At 44.9% G+C, this 19,302-nt stretch carries 14 protein-coding genes; 9 read left to right on the top strand and 5 right to left on the bottom strand.

Annotation, left to right across the window (positions count from 1 at the left end; genetic code table 11):
- The first annotated feature begins 439 nt into the window (after positions 1-439).
- The 7 genes from thrA to leuD all read left to right on the top strand — a co-directional run bounded on the left by thrA (position 440) and on the right by leuD (position 9,619).
- Complete coding sequence (gene thrA, locus F0145_RS00290) at positions 440-2,884, top strand: bifunctional aspartate kinase/homoserine dehydrogenase I (RefSeq protein WP_150086072.1); 2,445 nt, start codon at positions 440-442, stop codon at positions 2,882-2,884.
- 370 nt (positions 2,885-3,254) lie between these two features.
- Positions 3,255-4,181: a homoserine kinase gene (locus tag F0145_RS00285; protein ID WP_150086071.1), complete on the top strand. Its 927-nt coding sequence runs from the start codon at positions 3,255-3,257 to the stop codon at positions 4,179-4,181.
- 41 nt (positions 4,182-4,222) lie between these two features.
- On the top strand, positions 4,223-4,801 hold the full coding sequence (locus tag F0145_RS00280) for an O-methyltransferase (RefSeq protein ID WP_190277439.1): 579 nt from the start codon (positions 4,223-4,225) through the stop codon (positions 4,799-4,801).
- Between the two features lie 146 nt (positions 4,802-4,947).
- Positions 4,948-6,267 (top strand): threonine synthase, encoded by a 1,320-nt coding sequence (thrC, locus tag F0145_RS00275; protein ID WP_150086070.1) that lies wholly within the window; start codon positions 4,948-4,950, stop codon positions 6,265-6,267.
- Positions 6,268-6,383: 116 nt separating this feature from the next.
- On the top strand, positions 6,384-7,568 hold the full coding sequence (locus tag F0145_RS00270; protein ID WP_150086069.1) for a 2-isopropylmalate synthase: 1,185 nt from the start codon (positions 6,384-6,386) through the stop codon (positions 7,566-7,568).
- A gap of 2 nt (positions 7,569-7,570) precedes the next feature.
- Complete coding sequence (gene leuC, locus F0145_RS00265; RefSeq protein WP_150086068.1) at positions 7,571-8,986, top strand: 3-isopropylmalate dehydratase large subunit; 1,416 nt, start codon at positions 7,571-7,573, stop codon at positions 8,984-8,986.
- Between the two features lie 6 nt (positions 8,987-8,992).
- Complete coding sequence (leuD, locus tag F0145_RS00260) at positions 8,993-9,619, top strand: 3-isopropylmalate dehydratase small subunit (RefSeq protein ID WP_150086067.1); 627 nt, start codon at positions 8,993-8,995, stop codon at positions 9,617-9,619.
- A gap of 167 nt (positions 9,620-9,786) precedes the next feature.
- On the opposite strand, the gene tnpA is transcribed toward leuD, so the two are convergent.
- The 4 genes from tnpA to F0145_RS00240 form a co-directional block, all read right to left on the bottom strand.
- Positions 9,787-10,218: an IS200/IS605 family transposase gene (gene tnpA, locus F0145_RS00255; RefSeq protein ID WP_150086066.1), complete on the bottom strand. Its 432-nt coding sequence runs from the start codon at positions 10,216-10,218 to the stop codon at positions 9,787-9,789.
- A gap of 201 nt (positions 10,219-10,419) precedes the next feature.
- Positions 10,420-11,055: a hypothetical protein gene (locus F0145_RS00250; RefSeq protein ID WP_150086065.1), complete on the bottom strand. Its 636-nt coding sequence runs from the start codon at positions 11,053-11,055 to the stop codon at positions 10,420-10,422.
- 447 nt (positions 11,056-11,502) lie between these two features.
- On the bottom strand, positions 11,503-14,946 hold the full coding sequence (locus F0145_RS00245) for a DUF1080 domain-containing protein (RefSeq protein WP_150086064.1): 3,444 nt from the start codon (positions 14,944-14,946) through the stop codon (positions 11,503-11,505).
- 51 nt (positions 14,947-14,997) lie between these two features.
- A complete protein-coding gene (locus tag F0145_RS00240; protein WP_150086063.1) occupies positions 14,998-16,269 on the bottom strand; it encodes a Gfo/Idh/MocA family oxidoreductase in 1,272 nt (423 codons plus the stop codon).
- A 694-nt stretch (positions 16,270-16,963) separates the two neighbouring features.
- Between F0145_RS00240 and leuB the strand changes: the two genes are divergently transcribed.
- Positions 16,964-18,019: a 3-isopropylmalate dehydrogenase gene (gene leuB / locus F0145_RS00235; protein ID WP_150086062.1), complete on the top strand. Its 1,056-nt coding sequence runs from the start codon at positions 16,964-16,966 to the stop codon at positions 18,017-18,019.
- Between the two features lie 125 nt (positions 18,020-18,144).
- On the opposite strand, the gene F0145_RS00230 is transcribed toward leuB, so the two are convergent.
- Positions 18,145-18,819 carry a porin family protein gene (locus tag F0145_RS00230; protein ID WP_223815749.1) on the bottom strand — a complete coding sequence of 225 codons (675 nt, stop codon included), beginning with the start codon at positions 18,817-18,819 and terminating at the stop codon, positions 18,145-18,147.
- A 216-nt stretch (positions 18,820-19,035) separates the two neighbouring features.
- On the opposite strand from F0145_RS00230, the gene F0145_RS00225 reads away from it, so the two are divergent.
- Entirely contained in the window at positions 19,036-19,281 is a 246-nt protein-coding gene (locus tag F0145_RS00225) for a hypothetical protein (protein ID WP_190277438.1), read from the top strand.
- The last annotated feature ends 21 nt before the right edge of the window (positions 19,282-19,302 follow it).

Genomic DNA, 19,302 nt, shown 5'->3' with positions numbered 1-19,302 from the left:
CTTTCGGGAATGGCGCTTATCTTATATTTAAAAACAAAGTCACACCATTAACCGCTTAGCGTCGATAATGACGCTAAAAATAATCTGGCTTAGGATGACGTGACGAAAGTTCATTATTTTTCTTAGTCCGGTAAATGTTTATTTTGGGCCGCTAAGTAATTAATAATTCAGAACAAAACAAAATATAAATTTTAATTTCCGTACTATTTTTTCATATTGGCACCCACAAAACCCAATCAGAAAGGGATTAGATTAAATAATTTTAAAATATTTAATACAAGTTAATCTTTCTGAGGCAATATTTAAAATTTATCAATCTGGTTTTTGCTGCCGGCTTGTATAAGCCTTGGCAACAGCAGAAAATTTTAACTTATTAAACTAATATTTAAAAAGTTAATTTCGATTACCCAATTTTGTAACGTACATATTTACACAACGCATGGTAGTTCTTAAGTTTGGCGGTTCTTCGGTCAGTAGTCCTGAAAATATATTAAAGGTGCTCGATATTGTCCGGTCGCATGCTTCTATTAAACAACTGGCAGTAGTTGTTTCGGCATTTGGCGGCCTTACCGACCATTTGCTGCACACCAGCCGGCTGGCTGAGCGCGGCGACGACAGCTTTAAACAAGAGTTAATTAAAATTGAAGACCGGCACCTGGCTGCTATTAAAGATTTGATTCATGCCAAGCGCCAGAGCTCTATTGTAGCCAACGTTAAATTTATCTTGAACGAACTGGAAGACATTATGCAAGGTGTTTTCCTGGTAAAAGAACTCAGCCAAAAAACCCTGGATTTTATCTTGAGTTTTGGCGAGCGCTTATCGTCGTATATTATTGCCGAGGCTTTTAAAGAAAATGGTTTACCGGCGGCGGCGGTTGATTATCGCAACTTTATTATTACCGATAATAATTTTGGCAACGCCCGCGTAAACTTTGAACTGACTAACCAGAATATTCAAAATTATTTTGCCGGTAACGAAAACCTGCTGGTAATACCGGGCTTTGTGGGTACCACCAAACACGGCGCTACTACCACCTTGGGCCGGGGCGGCTCCGACTATACAGCAGCTATTATTGCGGCGGCCATTGAAGCTTCGGGCCTGGAAATCTGGACCGACGTGAGCGGCATGATGACTGCCGATCCGCGCCGGGTAAAAAATGCTATTCCGATTGAGGAAATGTCTTACGAAGAAGCCCTGGAGCTTTCGTATTTTGGCGCCAAAATTATTTATCCGCCTACCATACAACCGGCGCTGAGCCGCCGCATTCCGATCAGGTTGAAAAACACGTTTGCGCCAGAGGCTTTCGGTACGCTTATTACCCACAGTCCGCGTCCCAGCGAAGCCCCGGTAAAAGGTATTTCTTCAATCGAGCAAATTTCCTTGCTAACTATTTCGGGTAGTGGCATGGTGGGTGCCTCGGGTATTGCCATGCGTTTCTTCGGGGCGCTGGGCCGGAAAGGCGTTAACGTTATATTAATTACGCAAGCTTCTTCGGAACACTCAATTAGTGTGGGCATTAACCAGAAAGATGCTACGCGGGCACAACAAACCGTGGAAGAAGAGTTCCGGCTGGAAATGCAAGCGGGTATTGTAGATAAGGTGCAGATAGAAAATAACCTAGCGATTGTGGCACTGGTGGGTTCTAACATGAGAAACACCCCCGGTATTGCAGGTAAATTATTTAGTGCTTTGGGCCGCAACGGTATTAACATCAGCGCCATTGCCCAGGGCACCTCGGAGCTTAATATTTCGTGCGTTATCCAGAAAAAAGACGAAGAAAAAGCGCTGAATACGTTGCACGAGTCGTTCTTCTTATCGGAAACCAAAACCCTGCATTTGTTTGTAGTGGGTACTGGCACCGTAGGCGCAACCTTAATGGACCAAATCAGCGGGCAGGCGGCTAATTTATACAAAGGACATAATATTGCTTTAAAGTTAATCGGATTATCTAATTCCAAAACCGCTATTTTCAACGAAGCTGGTATTCCGCTCGACTCCTGCAAAGAAGCACTCGGAAATTCGACGCAGCCTTCTACTATTGACACGTTTGTAGATAAAATATTAGAGCTAAACCTGCCGAACGCCATTTTTGTGGACTGCACGGCTAGCGCCGAAGTAGCCTCGGTTTATAATACCTTGCTCGATAAAAGCATTTCGGTAGTAACGCCTAATAAAATAGCGGCTTCGGGTAATTACCATACTTATAAAGAATTAAAAACACTGGCGGCCAAACGGGGGGTAAAATTCCTGTTCGAGACCAACGTGGGTGCCGGCTTACCAATTATTAGCACCCTAAACGATTTAATTCGTAGCGGCGATACCGTGCTGAAGATTGAAGGTATTTTCTCGGGTACCATGAACTACCTGTTTAATACCGTAAGTGCCGATAAAAAACTAAGCACCGTGGTACAAGAAGCCATGGATCTGGGTTACGCCGAGCCGGACCCGCGCATTGATTTAAGCGGCAAAGACGTGGCCCGTAAAATATTGATCTTGGCCCGCGAAACCGGCGAAAACCTGGAACTGGAAGATGTAGCCATTAAGCCGTTTTTACCGGCCAACTGCTTACAAGATGGACCGATGGACGAATTCTGGCAAAACTTGCGCGATTACGAAAATACCTTTGAAGCCCAACGCGCCGAACTGGAAAATCAAGGCAAAGGCTACCGCTTAATTGCGGCCTGGGAAGAAGGCAAAGCCCGCGTGGAATTACGGGAAATAGAAAAAGGGCATCCGTTTTATTCGGTATCGGGTTCCGACAATATTATTCTGTTCACAACCGAGCGTTATAAAGTGCAGCCGCTGATTGTGAAAGGTTCCGGCGCCGGCGCCGAAGTAACAGCGGCCGGTGTGTTTGCCGATATTATCCGAATTGCGAATTAATTATCCAACCACCCCCTGCCCCTCCTTAGCTAAGGCGGGGCACCGGGCTAATGGCAAGTAAGCTACAAGTCGTTTGGTAAGGGTATTAGACATTGCAATTTATACTATTACTGGCGCGAGGCTCCGCCTCGTGTCTATAATTTATAAGGCCTCTGGCCTGTAAAAAAATAGAAATACTGTTGGCCGGAGGCCAGAGGAAAATAGACACGAGCGGGACGCTCGCGCCAGCAAGTATTATTAAAAGTTTAGGCTGAAATAATTCTGCCGCCAAAAAGAGTATCAGGTTTCCCTTCTTAAAAGGGATAAGAAGGTAGTTTTTTCTACCTAGCATAATAATTTAACCAGGGCCAGGAGCCTTTGGCTTACATAAATGAAAGAGCGTATCAGAGTATTTTCACCGGCAACGGTGGCCAATGTGGCCTGTGGTTTTGATGTATTGGGTTTTGCCCTGGAAAGTCCGGGCGACGAAATAGAAGTGCGCCGCCGGAACGAGCCGGGATTTACCGTAATTAATAAAACCGCAGATACTGTTTTCCCGAGCGATGTAAATAAAAACACGGCCGTAGTTTCGCTTAAAGCTTATTTAGAGCATTTGGGTTCAGAAGATGGTTTTGAAATAACGTTTCATTCTAAAATAAAACCCGGCAGCGGTATTGGCTCCAGCTCCGCCAGTGCGGCCGCCAGCGTTTTTGCCGTAAACGAATTATTAGGCCGGCCGCTGGCCCAAACCGATTTGGTGCAGTTTGCCATGCAGGGCGAAAAAGCGGCCGCCGGTGTGGCGCACGCCGACAACGTAGCCCCCGCTATTATGGGTGGTTTTGTGCTGGTACGCAGCTACGACCCGCTCGATTTAATTCAGATTCCTTATCCGGAAGAACTGTACTGCACTATTATTCATCCGCAGATAGAAGTAAAAACCGAGGATGCCCGCAAAATATTGCGAAAAGGTATTACCCTGAAAGATGCGGTAACCCAGTGGGGCAATATTGCCGGCTTAATTGCCGGCCTCATGAAAGGTGATTACCCGCTGATTGGCCGGTCCCTAAAAGATGTAATTATTGAGCCGATCCGCTCAATGCTGATACCAGGTTTCGATGAAGTAAAAGAAGCGGCGCTGGCCAACGGGGCCTTAGGTGCCAGTATTTCGGGTTCCGGCCCGTCTATGTTTGCGCTGAGTAGTTCCCTGGAAACGGCACAACGAGTAGCGCAGGCAATGACCAAAACTTTCAGCCAGTTTGAAATTGAGAACCACAGCTACGTAAGTAAAATTAACAAGCAAGGGCCAAAAGTGCTTTAGCAATAAGCTAATTACCCTAAGCTGTTTAAAGAGCAAATCCATTGACGGAAGAAATAAATCAACCATTACCGAAGGCGTATAAAGCCATAGACGAAGCGACCCAAGCCTCGGGGTTTACCATGGCTTCCGATGTGTTAACCTGTTCTTTGCTGCGTACGCTGGCCGCTACTAAACCCAAAGGTAAGTTTTTGGAATTGGGCACCGGAACCGGGCTTTCCACCGCCTGGATTCTCGACGGGATGGATGATGCGTCTTCCTTGTTATCTATCGATAATGATAAAAAATTCCTGGAAATTGCGCAAGAATTTCTGGCGGATGATAACCGGCTAAACCTTATTCATACTGATGGTGGTGAGTGGGTAAGCGAGAATAAAAATGCTAAATTTGATTATATCTTTGCGGACACCTGGCACGGAAAATATCTGCTGCTGGACGATGTTTTAGCCATGTTAAACAAAGGCGGACTTTATATTATAGACGATATGCTAGCCCAGCCTAACTGGCCCGACGGGCACCAGGAAAAAGCAGTTAACCTAATTAATTATTTAGAAACAAGAGCAGATTTAATATTAACCAAGCAAGTTTGGGCAACCGGAATAGTTATTGCGGTAAAAAAGTAAAACGGTTCGCCCTTAATACAAAAAAATGAAACAGCGGAATTTTAATGCCCGCTGAAAACGAATAAATTTATTATTAACCTTAGTTTATATTTGGTCAGTTATGCCTAAAGGCTAACAGCTAATAACTAACAACTTACAACTGAATAATGTCTTTCTACAGCACCAATAAACAAACCCCGGTAGTTAACTTAAAAGAAGCCGTGGTAAAAGGCCTGGCCGATGATAACGGTTTGTTCATGCCGACGCACATTCCGCAATTGCCCGCTTCTTTTTTCGAAAATACTCAGAAGCTGACTTTGCCTGAAATTGCTTTAGAGGTATCTACCGCCTTGCTGAAGGATGAAATGAGCCGGGAAGACTTGCGCACGATTGTAGAAGACAGCCTGAATTTTGATATTCCGGTGGTGCCGGTGCACGATAATATTTATTCCCTGGAATTATTCCATGGCCCAACCTCGGCTTTTAAAGATGTAGGCGCCCGGTTTATGGCGCGCCTGTTGGCGCACTTTACCCAGGACAGCCAGAAACAGATTACCGTATTGGTAGCTACCTCCGGCGATACTGGCAGTGCCGTGGCCAACGGCTTTTTGGGCGTACCTGGTATTAACGTGGTTATTCTTTACCCCAGCGGCAAAGTGAGCAATATTCAGGAAAAACAGCTTACCACCCTGGGCCAGAATATTACCGCTTTAGAAATAGAAGGCACTTTTGATGATTGCCAATATTTGGTTAAAAAGGCTTTCCTCGACAAAGACCTGAACCAGAAAATGCAGTTAACTTCAGCTAACTCCATAAATATTGCCCGGCTCATCCCGCAGTCGTTTTACTACCATTATGCCTATGCGCAGGTAAAAGACAAAGGCCGCGAAGTGGTTTTTGCCACGCCTAGCGGCAACTACGGCAATATTACAGGTGGTTTGCTGGCTAAACGCATGGGCTTACCGGTGCATAAATTTATTGCCGCCACCAACGCCAACGATATTGTGCCGGAATATTTACACACCGGTTTCTTTATCCCACGACCATCGGAGCATACCATTTCTAACGCCATGGATGTTGGGAACCCCAGCAACTTTGCCCGCCTGATGGATATGTACGACAACTCGCTGGAGAAAATCCGGGAAGAAATAATTGGTTACAGTTTTACCGATGCCGAAACCCGGCAACTGATGCAGGAAGTTTATCAGCAATACGATTACGTACTAGACCCGCACGGCGCCATTGGTTACGGCGCCTTAAAGAAATATTTCGAGGAGCAAGATCGAATAACGAACAACGAACAACAGATTGGTATTTTCCTGGAAACGGCGCATCCGGCTAAATTTATTGATGTAGTAGAAGATACTATCAATCAAAAAATAGAAATCCCCTTTAATTTACAGGGCTACCTGGAGAAAAAGAAAGAATCTATCCGGATGAGCGCTGACTATGAAGCCTTAAAAGATTACCTGATTTCGCAGGCTTAAGCCGCAATTTTAGCAAAAAACCTAAATTTCTGTTCAGAATTTCTGCTGAACTTAGTAACTTGTAAAAATATATTACCATTAAGCTTTTATTTTTAAAATTATAAAGATCAATTCTCATGAACGACAAGGTCTATATCTTCGACACCACGCTGCGCGACGGCGAACAGGTTCCCGGTTGTCAGCTTAACACCCGCGAAAAAATTGAGGTGGCTCTAGCCCTGGAAGAACTAGGCGTTGATATAATTGAGGCTGGCTTCCCTATTTCCAGCCCCGGCGACTTTGCTTCAATCGTTGAAATTTCGAAAGCGGTTTCAGAACCGGTTATTTGTGCTTTAACCCGCGCTAAGAAAGAAGATATAGATGTGGCCGTAGAGTCGTTGAAATTTGCCAAGCGCAAGCGGATTCATACCGGCATTGGCGCTTCTGATATGCACATTAAGCATAAATTTAATTCTACCCGCGAAGATGTACTGGAGCGGGGCGTGTGGGCCGTGCAATACGCCAAGCAATTTGTAGAAGATATTGAATTCTACGCCGAAGATGCCGGCCGGGCTGATTTGCCTTTCCTGGCCCAGATGGTGGAAGCCGTTATTGCGGCTGGCGCTACCGTAGTTAATATTCCGGATACCACCGGCTATACTTTGCCCTGGGATTACGGTCAGAAAATTAAATACCTCCGCGAAAACGTAAAAAATATTAATAAAGCCATTATTTCGGTGCATTGCCACAACGATTTAGGTTTAGCAACGGCTAATTCTATAGCGGGCGTGATGAACGGTGCGCGCCAAATTGAGTGTACCATTAACGGTATTGGCGAACGCGCCGGTAATACCTCTTTGGAAGAAGTGGTGATGATTATGAAGAGCCACAAAGAGCTTGACTTAAATACCGGCATTAACTCCAAACGCATTTACCCCGTCAGCCGCTTAGTTTCAAGGTTGATGCGGATGCGCGTGCAGCCGAACAAAGCTATTGTGGGCGATAATGCTTTTGCGCACTCTTCGGGTATTCACCAGGATGGCTTCCTGAAACACCGCGAAACGTACGAGGTAATCGATCCGCACGATGTAGGCGTTGATAACTCTAAAATTGTGTTAACCGCCCGCAGTGGTCGCGCCGCTTTAAAGCACCGCATGGAAAACCTGGGCTACTTTATTTCAAAAGACGAGTTGGATGAAATTTATAAAGATTACCTGGTGTTAGCAGATGAGGTAAAGGTTGTAAATGACGATCACCTGGGCGTACTTTACCAAAAAATTGAGACGAAGAAAGAGAAGGCAGGTATTAAAGCTAATATTTAGTAATGACATCCGATAAGAAAACATTATTTCAGAAAATCTGGGATGCGCACGTCGTAACCAGCATCGAAGAAGGACCCGATGTATTATACATCGATAAACATTTAATTCACGAAGTTACCAGTCCGCAGGCTTTTGCCGGCCTGGAAAAAAGAGGTATCGGGGTGTTCCGGCCGCAAAACGTATTGGCTACCGCCGACCACAACGTACCTACCAAAGATCAGCATTTACCCATTGCCGAGCCACTATCGCGTTTTCAGGTAGATAAATTAACCGAGAACTGTAAAAAATTCGGCATTGAACTCTACGGTTTGGGCCACCCCTTTCAGGGTATTGTACACGTAATCGGACCCGAACTGGGCGTTACATTACCCGGCATGACCATCGTGTGCGGCGACTCTCACACTTCTACCCACGGCGCTTTTGGTACCATTGCTTTTGGTATTGGAACATCGGAAGTAGAGCAGGTTATGGCTACGCAGTGCCTGATGCAAAGCAAGCCCAAAACCATGCGTATTAATATTGAAGGTGAGCTGGCCAACGGTGTGCTTTCCAAAGATATTATCCTGTACATAATTTCTAAAATATCGATGGGTGGTGCTACCGGTTATTTTGTGGAATATGCCGGTTCGGCTATTCGCAGCCTGAGCATGGAAGCCCGTATGACCATCTGCAACATGAGCATCGAGATGGGTGCCCGTGGTGGTTTAATTGCCCCCGACGATATTACGTTTGACTACATCAAGGGCAGAGAATTTGCCCCTAAAGGCGATAAATTTGACGAAGCCGTGGCTTACTGGCGTACCCTCTTCACCGACGAAGGCGCTACGTTTGATGTAGAATATACCTACGATGCTGCCGATATTACGCCGATGATTACCTACGGCACCAACCCCGGCATGGGCATTAAAATAACCGAACATATTCCAACCGTAGCCGATTTAAAAGAAGAAAGCGGCAAAGCTTCTTTCGAAAAATCTTTGGCGTACATGGGCTTTAATGCCGGCGACACCTTAATTGACAAGCCGGTTAATTACGTATTTATTGGCTCCTGTACCAATTCCCGCATCGAAGATTTACGGTTAGTAGCCGATTTTGTAAAAGGCAAACACAAAGCCCCTAATGTAAACGCCATGATTGTACCGGGCTCGAAACAGGTAGAAAACCAGGCCAAAGCCGAAGGCTTAGATGTAATATTGAAAGAGGCCGGTTTTGAACTACGCGAACCAGGCTGCTCGGCTTGCCTAGGCATGAACGAAGACAAAGTACCGAAAGGCGAATATTGCGTTTCTACCTCTAACCGGAATTTTGAAGGCCGTCAGGGCCCCGGTGCCCGCACCATGCTGGTAAGTCCGCTTACGGCCGCCGCTACCGCCATTACTGGTAAAATAACCGATGTTCGTGAATTGTTAAACGCTTAGTACATCATGGAAAAATTTGTAAAGATAACCTCAACGGCTGTTCCGTTACCCATAGAAGATATTGATACCGACCAGATTATTCCGGCACGTTTCCTGAAAGCCACCACCCGCGACGGCTTCGGCGATAACCTGTTCCGCGACTGGCGTTACGATAACCAGAATAATCCCAAACCAGATTTTATATTGAACAACCCAAATTTTAGCGGGCAGATATTAGTGGCTGGCAAAAACTTTGGCTGCGGTTCCAGCCGCGAGCACGCTGCCTGGGCCATTGCGGATTACGGTTTTAAAGTAGTTATTTCCAGCTTCTTCGCCGATATTTTTAAAGGCAATGCCCTGAACAATGGCTTGTTGCCGGTACAGGTATCTGAATCATTCTTAGCTACCGTTTTCGAGCATATTTTTGCCGATAAAAACACGCAATTAGAAGTAGATTTAGAAGCCCAAACCGTAACTATCGTTGGTACTAATATTTCGGAAAAGTTTGAAATTAATCAGTACAAAAAAACCTGCTTAATTAACGGCTACGACGATATTGATTATTTGTTGAATTTGCGGGAGAAAATTGAAGCTTACGAGAAAACGAGTAAATATCTGAGCTTGGTAAGCCAAGACCAGGAAGTTGAAGCTTAAGTTTTAAAAATATTATTTTAATAGAAAAGCCAGTTCGTTTGAACTGGCTTTTTTGTTTCCACTAGCTGAAGCTAGTGGCCATTCATTTTCCCAGGAAATACTGCTTATCTACTCGCCCCTGAATTGCCTCCATCTTTAGATGGAGGAATCAGATTATTTTAAAAGCTTTAACCCAACTTTTCAAAACCATAGATCCGCCTAAAGTCTTCCTGCTCCTCTGCATAGGTTTTAAACTGATGATGCCTCTCTTGATTTTTGATGTAATCTCGCACCTTATCCACCATAGACTCACTCACCGATACCGCAAAATATTCTTCCTGCCATTCAAATTTACCCGCACATAAGTTGTTTTTGTTTATCCAGAACGAAGATTCTCCTTTTATTAGCTGCATTATTGTAGCTATGTTCTGACTTACCCCTAGAGATATCAGGCAGTGTACGTGGTCGATATGGCCATTTATAAAATCAATATAAATACCCTTTTCATTGGCGTTCTCCCGAATAGGCATAAAAACTTTTTGCCGGATTTCTTTGGTTAAGAAAGGCTCCCGGTTTTTAGTAGACCATACCAAATGAATCCAGATTTTTACAAAAGGCATAGATTTTTATTTGGCGAAAATTTAGCTCCTGAGCTAAACCAGGGCAATTCAGACATTAATTTACTTTTCGCCCCCACTTAAGGATTTTTAATTTGTTGTCGAAAGAGAATAGTCTGTTTTACAGGATTTAGAATATCAATAAATCTAAAAAAGGCAGCCAGAATATTCCTGACTGCCTCTTCTATTAACAAACTTTTCTACTTACCGTCCACCGGTAGTTCCACCTCCTGCGGTAGTCCCCCCGGAAGTAGTTCCGCCGCTAGTTGTACCGGTTGTTGTAGTACCGCCAGCCGTTGTGCCTGTGGTGGTCCGTCCGGCAGTAGTTCCCATTCTACCTCCAGCGGTTGTTCCACTGGTAGTACCGGCTGTAGTGCCCGCTGTCGTTCCAGAGGTTGAACGGCCAGTTGTGGTACCGCTGGTACTCCCGGTAGTGGTTCTACCCGAGGTGGTTCCGGTGGTGGTACCTGTTCTAGTTCCAGTGGTAGTACCAACAGTTGTCCCGACAGTAGTTCGCCCGCCTCTTGTTCCAGCCGTGGTACCGGTGGTGGTTCTTCCGGCGGTAGTGCCAGCCGTAGTTCTGGTACCAGCTGTAATGCCACTGGTGGTACTAGTAGTGGTTCTACCGGCGGTAGTACCCGATGTAGTACCGGTTGTGGTAGTGCCAACAGTAGTGCCACCACTAGTTGTTCCGCCCGCAGTAGTACCGCCGGCAGTGGAGCCACCAGTGGTTTGAGCGGGTTGGTTAATCACTTTACCTTTATCGCTATTATCAGCTAGTACTAATGTCGCAGGAAACAGTAAGGCTGCGGCTACGGCTGAAATCCATCTTTTCTTCATAAATTTAACTTTTTAAGGATAAAAAATCTAAACAGCTTTCTTCTACGGGTATAAATAAGAATAAGGCTGAAAAATTAATAAAGAATAAATACGGAATTATTTACAAAAAAGTACTTACCAGGTTATTTATCAATAATTTACACCTCCTAAAGTAAATTATACATGCCCTTAACTTTTTCGGGCAAAGCCCATCTCCTTAATAAATGCAGTTGCTTTGCTATACTTATAAATATAACTTTTTATATATAAACACAATTTAGTATACGCTGGCAACTTTAGGCGATGGCGGCAAGAAACGTGTTACTTAAACTCTGACTGTAACGTAATACAAGAGAGGCCTTTAATCAAAAAGCCCTGTAGTTTGAAACTTATCAGATTAAGGCTGATAAGCTTCAAAATACAGGGCAATATTTAGTTGGTTTCAGGAAGCGTATTCCCGAAGTTGAATTAACGTTGTGCTTTTAGATTGTTATTACTGTCTTTGCTTAAATCTTTAATCCGCATGTTGCGGAAAGCCAGTTTAGAACCGTGACCTAGAAAACCGATATGACCGGTATTGCGGTGAATACCCGGGTGGTCTTTTTTATCGAGCGTGCCATTTTTACGCGCTTCGGTTAAGTCGCCGTCCAGGATGGTAGTACCATTCAGAATAACTTTAATTTTAGGGCCTTTTACAATTACTTCCTGGTAATTCCACTCGCCCACTGGCTTTAAATAACCACGTTTAGCAGCCAGAACACCATAAGCCGAACCATGATACTGGTATTTTTCCAGGCTCTTGTAAATATCGGCATCGTTATCCAGTATTTGTAGTTCTATACCAGTGTAAGCCGCATCGCCTTCCAATGGCGCCCGGATGCCTAAACCATTATTAGCGCCGGGAGTTAATTTAAACTCGAACCGGAAAACAAAATCGCTGTACTGGTCTTTGGAATACAAGTTACCGCGGCTGCCGGGCTTAGGGTCTACTACCATGTTGCCATCAGCAATGGTGTAATCGGTGGTGTTGCCCATCCACTCATGCATGTTGGTGCCATCAAATAATACTTTATAACCTTCTTTCTTCTCGGCGGCACTTAGTACAAAAGGCTTTGGCCGGGGAATTTCGCGGATATAAATATTGCGGTAACCTACCGGCGAACCGTGGGCCTGCAGTTCTATTTGTTCTTCGGGGAAAATAGGCATGTTGCGATCCCAGTAATTTTCCAGGATTACATTATCGGTTACCAGCTCGCCGTTTAAGTAAACGGTAACCCGGTCGCCTTGCATTAATATCCGGAAGTTGTTCCATTCGCCGAGTTGGTTATCAGCTACTTTAAGCGGTTTGCTCGGGTGTACTTTGTTGTTGTATAAACCGCCGGAACCTACCTGGGCGCCTACTTTTACGCGGGAGGTATCCCACATTTGCACCTGCGGCGTACCCCGCAAGTAAACGCCGGCATCACCTTCGCCTTTACCATCGTCGTAAATTTTCCAGTCTATCAGCATTTCGAAATCACCGTATTTTTTAATGCTCGTCAGGTTATCGTAACCTTTGCCTACAAACATGATTTCGCCATTTTTTACGGCCCAGTCCTGGCGCATCTGCTCATCGGCTTTTTCCTGGGCAGTTGCCAAGGTTTTGGCATCCATTTTCGAACGCTTAATCGGGTCGGCTACCAAACCTTTCCAGCCGGTTAAATCTTTGCCGTTAAACAGCGATACAAAGCCCGCATCTTTCGGCATTTCGTCGAGGTGTTTGCGAATATTGGCTTTGGTATATTCTACCTCCTGGCCACGCATTACGTTCATGGCTTTATTCAGGTACTCGCGTACATCGTTGCCAAATATTTCTTTGTTACCCAGCGCAATATTCGAAACGGCAGTAGCCGCGGTCTGCTGTAAGCTGGCATCATCTAAATATTTAGCAGCGGTTAACAACGACAAATATGTATGGCTGCGGCCTACTTCCCGCAGTATTAAATTCTTCTGTTCGTTGGTTTGGGCAATATCCAGCGATTTGGTTAACAACAGCAGTTTTTGCTCGCCCGGAAACTTAGCGGAACTTACCTGGCGCACGTAAGCGCGTAAGGCCTGGTCGAAATAAGGGGAACCAATATTGGCCTGGGCAATATTTATTAATTCGTTTGCCGCCGAAAAATCATTCCATCGGCCTAAAGCGGCGAAAGCGGCTTTTTTAATTTCTTCGTCGCCACCTTTAAAATCGGCCGCTACGGTTTGCAGGGCTTTTTTACCTCCTATGCGGCCCAGCACATTATAGTAAAGGGTTTTCTTATCGGCTGGGGCCTGGGCCATTTGCGCCAGAATAATATCGGTTTGCTGATTTTTATCTTTTACATCTGCTAATGCATTGTAAATTCCTTCCTGCACGGCAGTTACTTCTTCGGGAGTATTGGCACTGGCCAGTAGCGGGTACAAAGCAGGTAAATGCTCCTGGGTAGCCATGTTTTTCAAAGCGTTCAGGGCAGCCAGTTCTACAACCGGGTCTTTGCTTTTGGTTTGGTCCAGCACCACGTTTATGTGTGGGGTAGCTTTGCGGGCACCCAGTACTTCCAGCAAGGCCGTTTTACCCGCTGTTTTCATTTTGGGTAAGGCAGCTGCCACCTGGGTTACTACGTTTTCGCCTTTCATGGTTAAAATAGCCGATTGAGCAGCTTGTACCACGGCCGAATCGCCTTTGCGCATTATTTTTAAAATGGCTGGTAAAGCTTCCTGCTGACCTATTTTACCAGCGGCGGTAATAGCGGCAATTTTTACCTGCGGGTTTTTACTTTTTAACGCTTTGGTGATAGCTGGTAAAGCGGCAGCATCTTGCTGATTACCCAACATGTTAATAATGTCGGCTTGAGCAGCGGGTTCGGCTTTTTTCAGGGCAGTTAACCACTGTTGCGTTTGGCCACTGCCTTTTAAAGCAGCGGCGTATTTTAAAGCAGCTACCCGGTAGGCCTGGTTTTTATCGGTTACGGCGGTTAAGAGCAAAGGCATGCTGTTGTCGCCTTGTACCCTTGCCGCATAGTTAAGGGCAGCAATACGGGTATGCAACTGGGTATCCTGGGTGGCTTTGCTTAATAAAGTTTGCGCGGCTTTTCCTACCTGGTCTTTATTACCGGCTGCCAGCATGGTTTCCATCCAGCGCAGGTAAGCGGCCGTAGCATTGGCATTATGGTAAATTAAACCGGCTTTTTCGGCTTCGCTGGCCAGCACCGCTTCCGAAGCAGGGTCGCCAATATTAGCCAGCGCAAAAAGGGCTACTTTTTTTAAGTTAGGATTGCTGTTGGTAGCCAGTTTGCTTATATCGGCTGCAGCTCCTTTAGCGCGGGCATCGCCCAGCGCCTCTACAAACGATAACTGGCAATTGCCCTGGGCACTTCTTAATGCCGTAAGCAAAGCAGTTTGAGCTGCCGGCGAATTTATTTTTACCAAAGCCCGGGCAGCCGGACCGCAAAATTGTTCGGTAGTTAATAATTTAGTTAAAGCGGGTACCGCCTCGTCTTTGCCCACCATTTGCAGTTGGGTAATAATAAAAGCTTTGTTTACCGGGTCGGTTACCTCGTCCAGCGCTTTTATATAAGCATTAGCGGCCGTAGCGCGTAAAGCTTCCTGGTTCCCTTGCGACACATAATAAGAATAGCCACCCAAGGCATATTCAATTTTGGTATTATCGCCTTTTTCGGGGGTAACCAGCATTTTGGCCATTCCCAGAATACCGGGTTCGCCCATTGCGCTGATCTCGTTCATGTTATTTTTAAGCTGGGCAGCATCGTTGGCCGGAAACATGGCTAACACATCGGCAATGCGGGTAGTAAGGGTACGGTTATCTGTTTTTGTCTGGGCCACTACGGGTCCCGTGAGCAGCAACAGGCACAAACAATTAATAAATATTTTTTTCATGTAAAGCAATTTATCGGGTACAAACTTTAATATTTCTACAGCACCAAATTATTAAATCAGGAAAGGGGCCCGCATTGGCTGGTTAATCAACCGGTTAGCGCCTTCGTCGTTAATAAATTCCTGCTTTACCGGGTCGTACTTAAGCGAGCGGCCCAGCTTTAAGGCAGCCAAACCAATATTTACAATAGTACAGGAACGGTGACCGTTTTCTTCGTTCAGGGCAAACTTCTTGCGGTTTTTAACGGCATCAACAAAGTCGGTAACCTGCGGCTGCGGGTCCGGGAAAGCGGCTAATTTTTTCTCCAGATCCGGAATAGTAGAGCGGAAACCCGGGTATAATTTACCATTAGGTCCTTCAATATAAGCGGCATCCTTATCTTTACCTTCGCCGTCCAGAATAATCTGGCAACCATCTTCGTAAGTGTAGGTAATACGGCGCCAGGTTCCTACGGCGTCGGGGTGCTGCTGCGGCGCGTCAATTTCTACTGAAACCGGGCTGGTGTTGTCTTTGCCCAGGAAATATTGCACCGGATCGAGGTAATGTTGCCCCATATCGCCAAGTCCGCCACCATCATAATCCCAGTAACCCCGGAACGTGCCATGTACCCGGTGCGCGTTGTAAGGTTTGTAAGGCGCTGGTCCTAACCAGGCTTCGTAATCTAAGGTGTCGGGTACCGGCATCGGGTCGAGGTCGGTTTTGCCTACCCAGTAAAATTTCCAGTCGTAGCCAGTGGTGGCACCCACGGTTACTTTTAACGGCCAGCCCAATAAGCCGCTTTCTACTAATTTTTTAATGGGTTTAACGGTGGTACCCATGCCGTAGAAAGTATCGGAAAAGCGGAACCAGGTGTTTAACCGGAAAATACGGCCGTGCTGCTGTACGGCTTCTACCACCCGTTTGCCTTCACCAATGGTGCGGGTCATGGGTTTTTCGCACCAAATATCTTTACCGGCCCGGGCCGCATCGGCGGCCATAATACCGTGCCAGTGCGGCGGCGTAGCAATGTGCACAATATCCACTTCGGGCAGTTGTATTAGTTCACGATAATCCGCAAAGGTTTTAACGTTGCTGCCAATTTTATCCAGCGCCAGCTTTAAGTGTTTCTTTTCTACATCACAAATAGCTACCACCTTGGTACCGGCGTATTCAATGTGGCCCCGCCCCATCGAACCTACCCCAATAATTCCTTTAGTTAAATGGTCGCTTGGAGCCAGGTAACCGGGCCCGCCTAACACATGGCGGGGAACAATGGTAATGCCAGCTAAAGCCGCAATAGAGGTTTTAAAAAATTTACGTCTTGAATTTGCTTTGGGTGAAGTCATAGACTGGTATAATACTATAGTTTACTTAAATTTATTTATGGTGAATAATTAAAGTGGCGTTCTGTTACGCCTCAGTAAATATTTATTTTACTCAACAGACTGCTACGCTCCTGGTCGGTTTTACATACATTAGAAACAGTACCCACTTTATAATTTTAACAGAACTCGTGCCTTACAGACCTATATTTAAGTAATTATTTGCGGGGTTGCAACTACCTATAATAGGCTTTTCTATTTAGACCTTAAAGTAAAACTATTTTTTTAAAACTTTTACAATTTTTTTATAAAAGTTTTCTTAAATAGATTAACTTTTAACAAAATAGAAACTTTTAAATATTAGCCTGCTACTTACTCAAACGCCTATAATGCTGCTGCATAATACCCAATAGCCTGAACAATCTGCTAGAGATGTAGGAAATTTTTGCTTCCTGCTCAACTCGGTCATTTTGAAAGAATCTTCTGACATACCTAATCAGGAGATTATTCCAAAATGACCCAGATAGGTGAGATTAGCTATTCTTTTCTGCTATGCAAACTGCTTTTTAATATTTAATATAAGTAACCTTTAAGCTATTTCCGGAACAAGAATATTTCTAAGGGCAACAGCTTTAACAATTTACTATTTTATTCGGTCTGAATTATTAAAACTCCTTACTTTTACCGCCCAATACCAATAGTTAAGAGATATAAACTTATGAATAAGCGAATTGCTGTATTGCCCGGCGATGGTATCGGGCCCGAAGTAACCGCCATAGCGGTACAGGTGCTAAAAAAAATAGGCGAAGTTTTCGACCACCAATTCACGTTTGAAGAAGGTTTGGTAGGCGCTATTGCCATCGATGAAACCGGCAACCCTTTTCCGGATGAAACTTTGCAACTTTGCCAATCGGCGGATGCCATCTTATTTGGCGCCATTGGGCACCCCAAATACGACAACGACCCAACTGCCCCCGTACGCCCCGAACAAGGCTTACTGGCCATGCGCAAAGCGTTGGGTTTATACGCCAATATTCGGCCGGTAAATACTTTTAAAGCCCTGGCCGATGCCTCACCGCTGAAGCGCGAAATAGTAGAAGGTGTAGATTTTGTGGTGTTCCGCGAGTTAACCGGTGGCAGCTACTTTGGCAAGAAAGGTCGTTCGGATGATCGCTTAAGCGCTTACGATACCTGCACCTATACCCACGACGAAATATACCGCATTACCCAACTGGCTTTTGAAGCCGCCGCTAAACGCCGCAAAAAAGTTACCTTGGTAGATAAAGCTAATGTAATGGAAACCTCGCGGCTGTGGCGCGAAGTAGTACAGAAATACGCTGCCGAACACCCTGAAATTGAACTGGAGCTGATGTTTGTCGATAATGCCGCCATGGCTCTCATCCAGAACCCGCGCCGTTTCGACGTGATTTTAACCGAAAATATGTTCGGTGATATTTTAACCGATGAGGCTTCCGTAATTACGGGCTCTTTGGGCATGTTGCCATCGGCTTCGGTGGGCAGCCAGGTAGCTTTGTACGAACCTATTCATGGCTCATACCCGCAGGCCGCCGGCCAAAATATTGCCAACCCCATGGCGGCTGTACTTTCGGCTGCTACTCTTTTAGAAACATCGTTTAACTTAATGGCCGAAGGCAAAACCATCCGCCACGCGGTGGAGGAAGCCTTAAACCTTGGCTACGTTACCAAAGATATTAACCCAGATAAATTTATGAGCACTACTGAAGTGGGTCAGAAAATCTGTGATTTTATTTAATTTGATATTTGATGCTAGAAACCAGATGTTAAATATTTGGTATGTAACACAAAAGAAGGCCGCTATTAAGCGGCCTTCTTTTTATAAAATCATCAAAATTACTATCCAACAAATTTTGATTCAACTTAAAACTCAAAACCCATCGATACTTTAATAACCCGGTTATAGGTATTCAGGTTGCCGCCTTTATCAACGGTATTCAGGCCGTAATCGTAGCCGCCACTTAGGTTCAGCCCGTTGGCAAAACGGTAACCAACACCACCTACCAAGCCCACATCGGTTTTCCGGATTTGATTATCGAAATTAATATTGGTGTTTAACACATTTATACCAAAAGCACCGGCCCGCACATTAATTTTATTTGAAACCAGGAAGGACATTTGCGGACCGCCGTAAATATGAAATCCATCGGCAACAAAAAACTTGGCCAGCAACGGTACATCCACGTATTCGGCTCTATTGGTAAGGGTAGCCCGCACATCCAGAAAATCGAGGGTTTGGGAAGAAAGCTGACCAGTTAAGCGAATGCCTTTCTGAGAATAATAAGCCCCCGGTTCAATGGTTAAAAACGAAGTAACCGGTACACTCAGGAAAGCGCCGGCGTGAAAACCAGGCCGCATTTCGGTATTAACGTACCCGTTCGATAATTGCACAATGCTTTGGAAATTATTCATGGCGTTGCCTTCCCAGTTAGCCGCATTAAAGCCGCCTTTAATGCCAACTTTAATATTTTGGGCTGAAGCCTTATAAAATGGCGCTGCCAATAGCATCAGGGCGAAGAGGTAAAAAATCTTTTTCATGGTAGTTTCTTTATAGAGTTAAACTGAAAAATTTCAGCGTTGAATTGCTGTCTAACAACTATCAAAAAACCGTGCCAAATACAAAAATTGTGGCTTAAGCTAATTTTTTAAACCTTCGGGCAGGATAACAGTTATACCCAAACTACCCGAAATTAACTTAATAATTGTTTATCCTTCTGAGAAATATTCCGTAGATAAGCCCATAAAAAATAAGTAATGAGAAGCATTTTTATGAATTCCGAAATTAATGATAACCAAATTATTAGCACCACCTGCGGAAAAAGATTTGACCTACGAAACACGGAAAAAGTAATCGAAAAATCGAACAGTTTATTTAGCTACAATATTCATAAACTAAATACCGGCGAATATATTATTGCCGAAAAGTTTTACGCCAGCCCCTACAACAACCGGTATATTTTACTAACTGATGAGCAAATAGAAGCCCTTAAGCTTAGCTAAACCACCAGCCTTTATTCATCT

The sequence above is a fragment of the Adhaeribacter rhizoryzae genome (assembly GCF_008629685.1).
Classification (GTDB): domain Bacteria; phylum Bacteroidota; class Bacteroidia; order Cytophagales; family Hymenobacteraceae; genus Adhaeribacter; species Adhaeribacter rhizoryzae.
The sequence above is the reverse complement of the archived record's forward strand: the minus strand, read 5'-3'. Positions and strand labels throughout refer to the sequence as shown.

Bases quoted from the DNA above. Each gene is read 5' to 3' on its own strand.
- thrA (WP_150086072.1), top strand. From the start codon at position 440: ATGGTAGTTCTTAAGTTTGGCGGTTCTTCGGTCAGTAGTCCTGAAAAT.
- F0145_RS00285 (WP_150086071.1), top strand. From the start codon at position 3,255: ATGAAAGAGCGTATCAGAGTATTTTCACCGGCAACGGTGGCCAATGTG.
- thrC (WP_150086070.1), top strand. From the start codon at position 4,948: ATGTCTTTCTACAGCACCAATAAACAAACCCCGGTAGTTAACTTAAAA.
- F0145_RS00270 (WP_150086069.1), top strand. From the start codon at position 6,384: ATGAACGACAAGGTCTATATCTTCGACACCACGCTGCGCGACGGCGAA.
- leuC (WP_150086068.1), top strand. From the start codon at position 7,571: ATGACATCCGATAAGAAAACATTATTTCAGAAAATCTGGGATGCGCAC.
- leuD (WP_150086067.1), top strand. From the start codon at position 8,993: ATGGAAAAATTTGTAAAGATAACCTCAACGGCTGTTCCGTTACCCATA.
- tnpA (WP_150086066.1), bottom strand. From the start codon at position 10,218: ATGCCTTTTGTAAAAATCTGGATTCATTTGGTATGGTCTACTAAAAAC.
- F0145_RS00250 (WP_150086065.1), bottom strand. From the start codon at position 11,055: ATGAAGAAAAGATGGATTTCAGCCGTAGCCGCAGCCTTACTGTTTCCT.
- F0145_RS00245 (WP_150086064.1), bottom strand. From the start codon at position 14,946: ATGAAAAAAATATTTATTAATTGTTTGTGCCTGTTGCTGCTCACGGGA.
- F0145_RS00240 (WP_150086063.1), bottom strand. From the start codon at position 16,269: ATGACTTCACCCAAAGCAAATTCAAGACGTAAATTTTTTAAAACCTCT.
- leuB (WP_150086062.1), top strand. From the start codon at position 16,964: ATGAATAAGCGAATTGCTGTATTGCCCGGCGATGGTATCGGGCCCGAA.
- F0145_RS00230 (WP_223815749.1), bottom strand. From the start codon at position 18,819: ATGAAAAAGATTTTTTACCTCTTCGCCCTGATGCTATTGGCAGCGCCA.
- F0145_RS00225 (WP_190277438.1), top strand. From the start codon at position 19,036: ATGAGAAGCATTTTTATGAATTCCGAAATTAATGATAACCAAATTATT.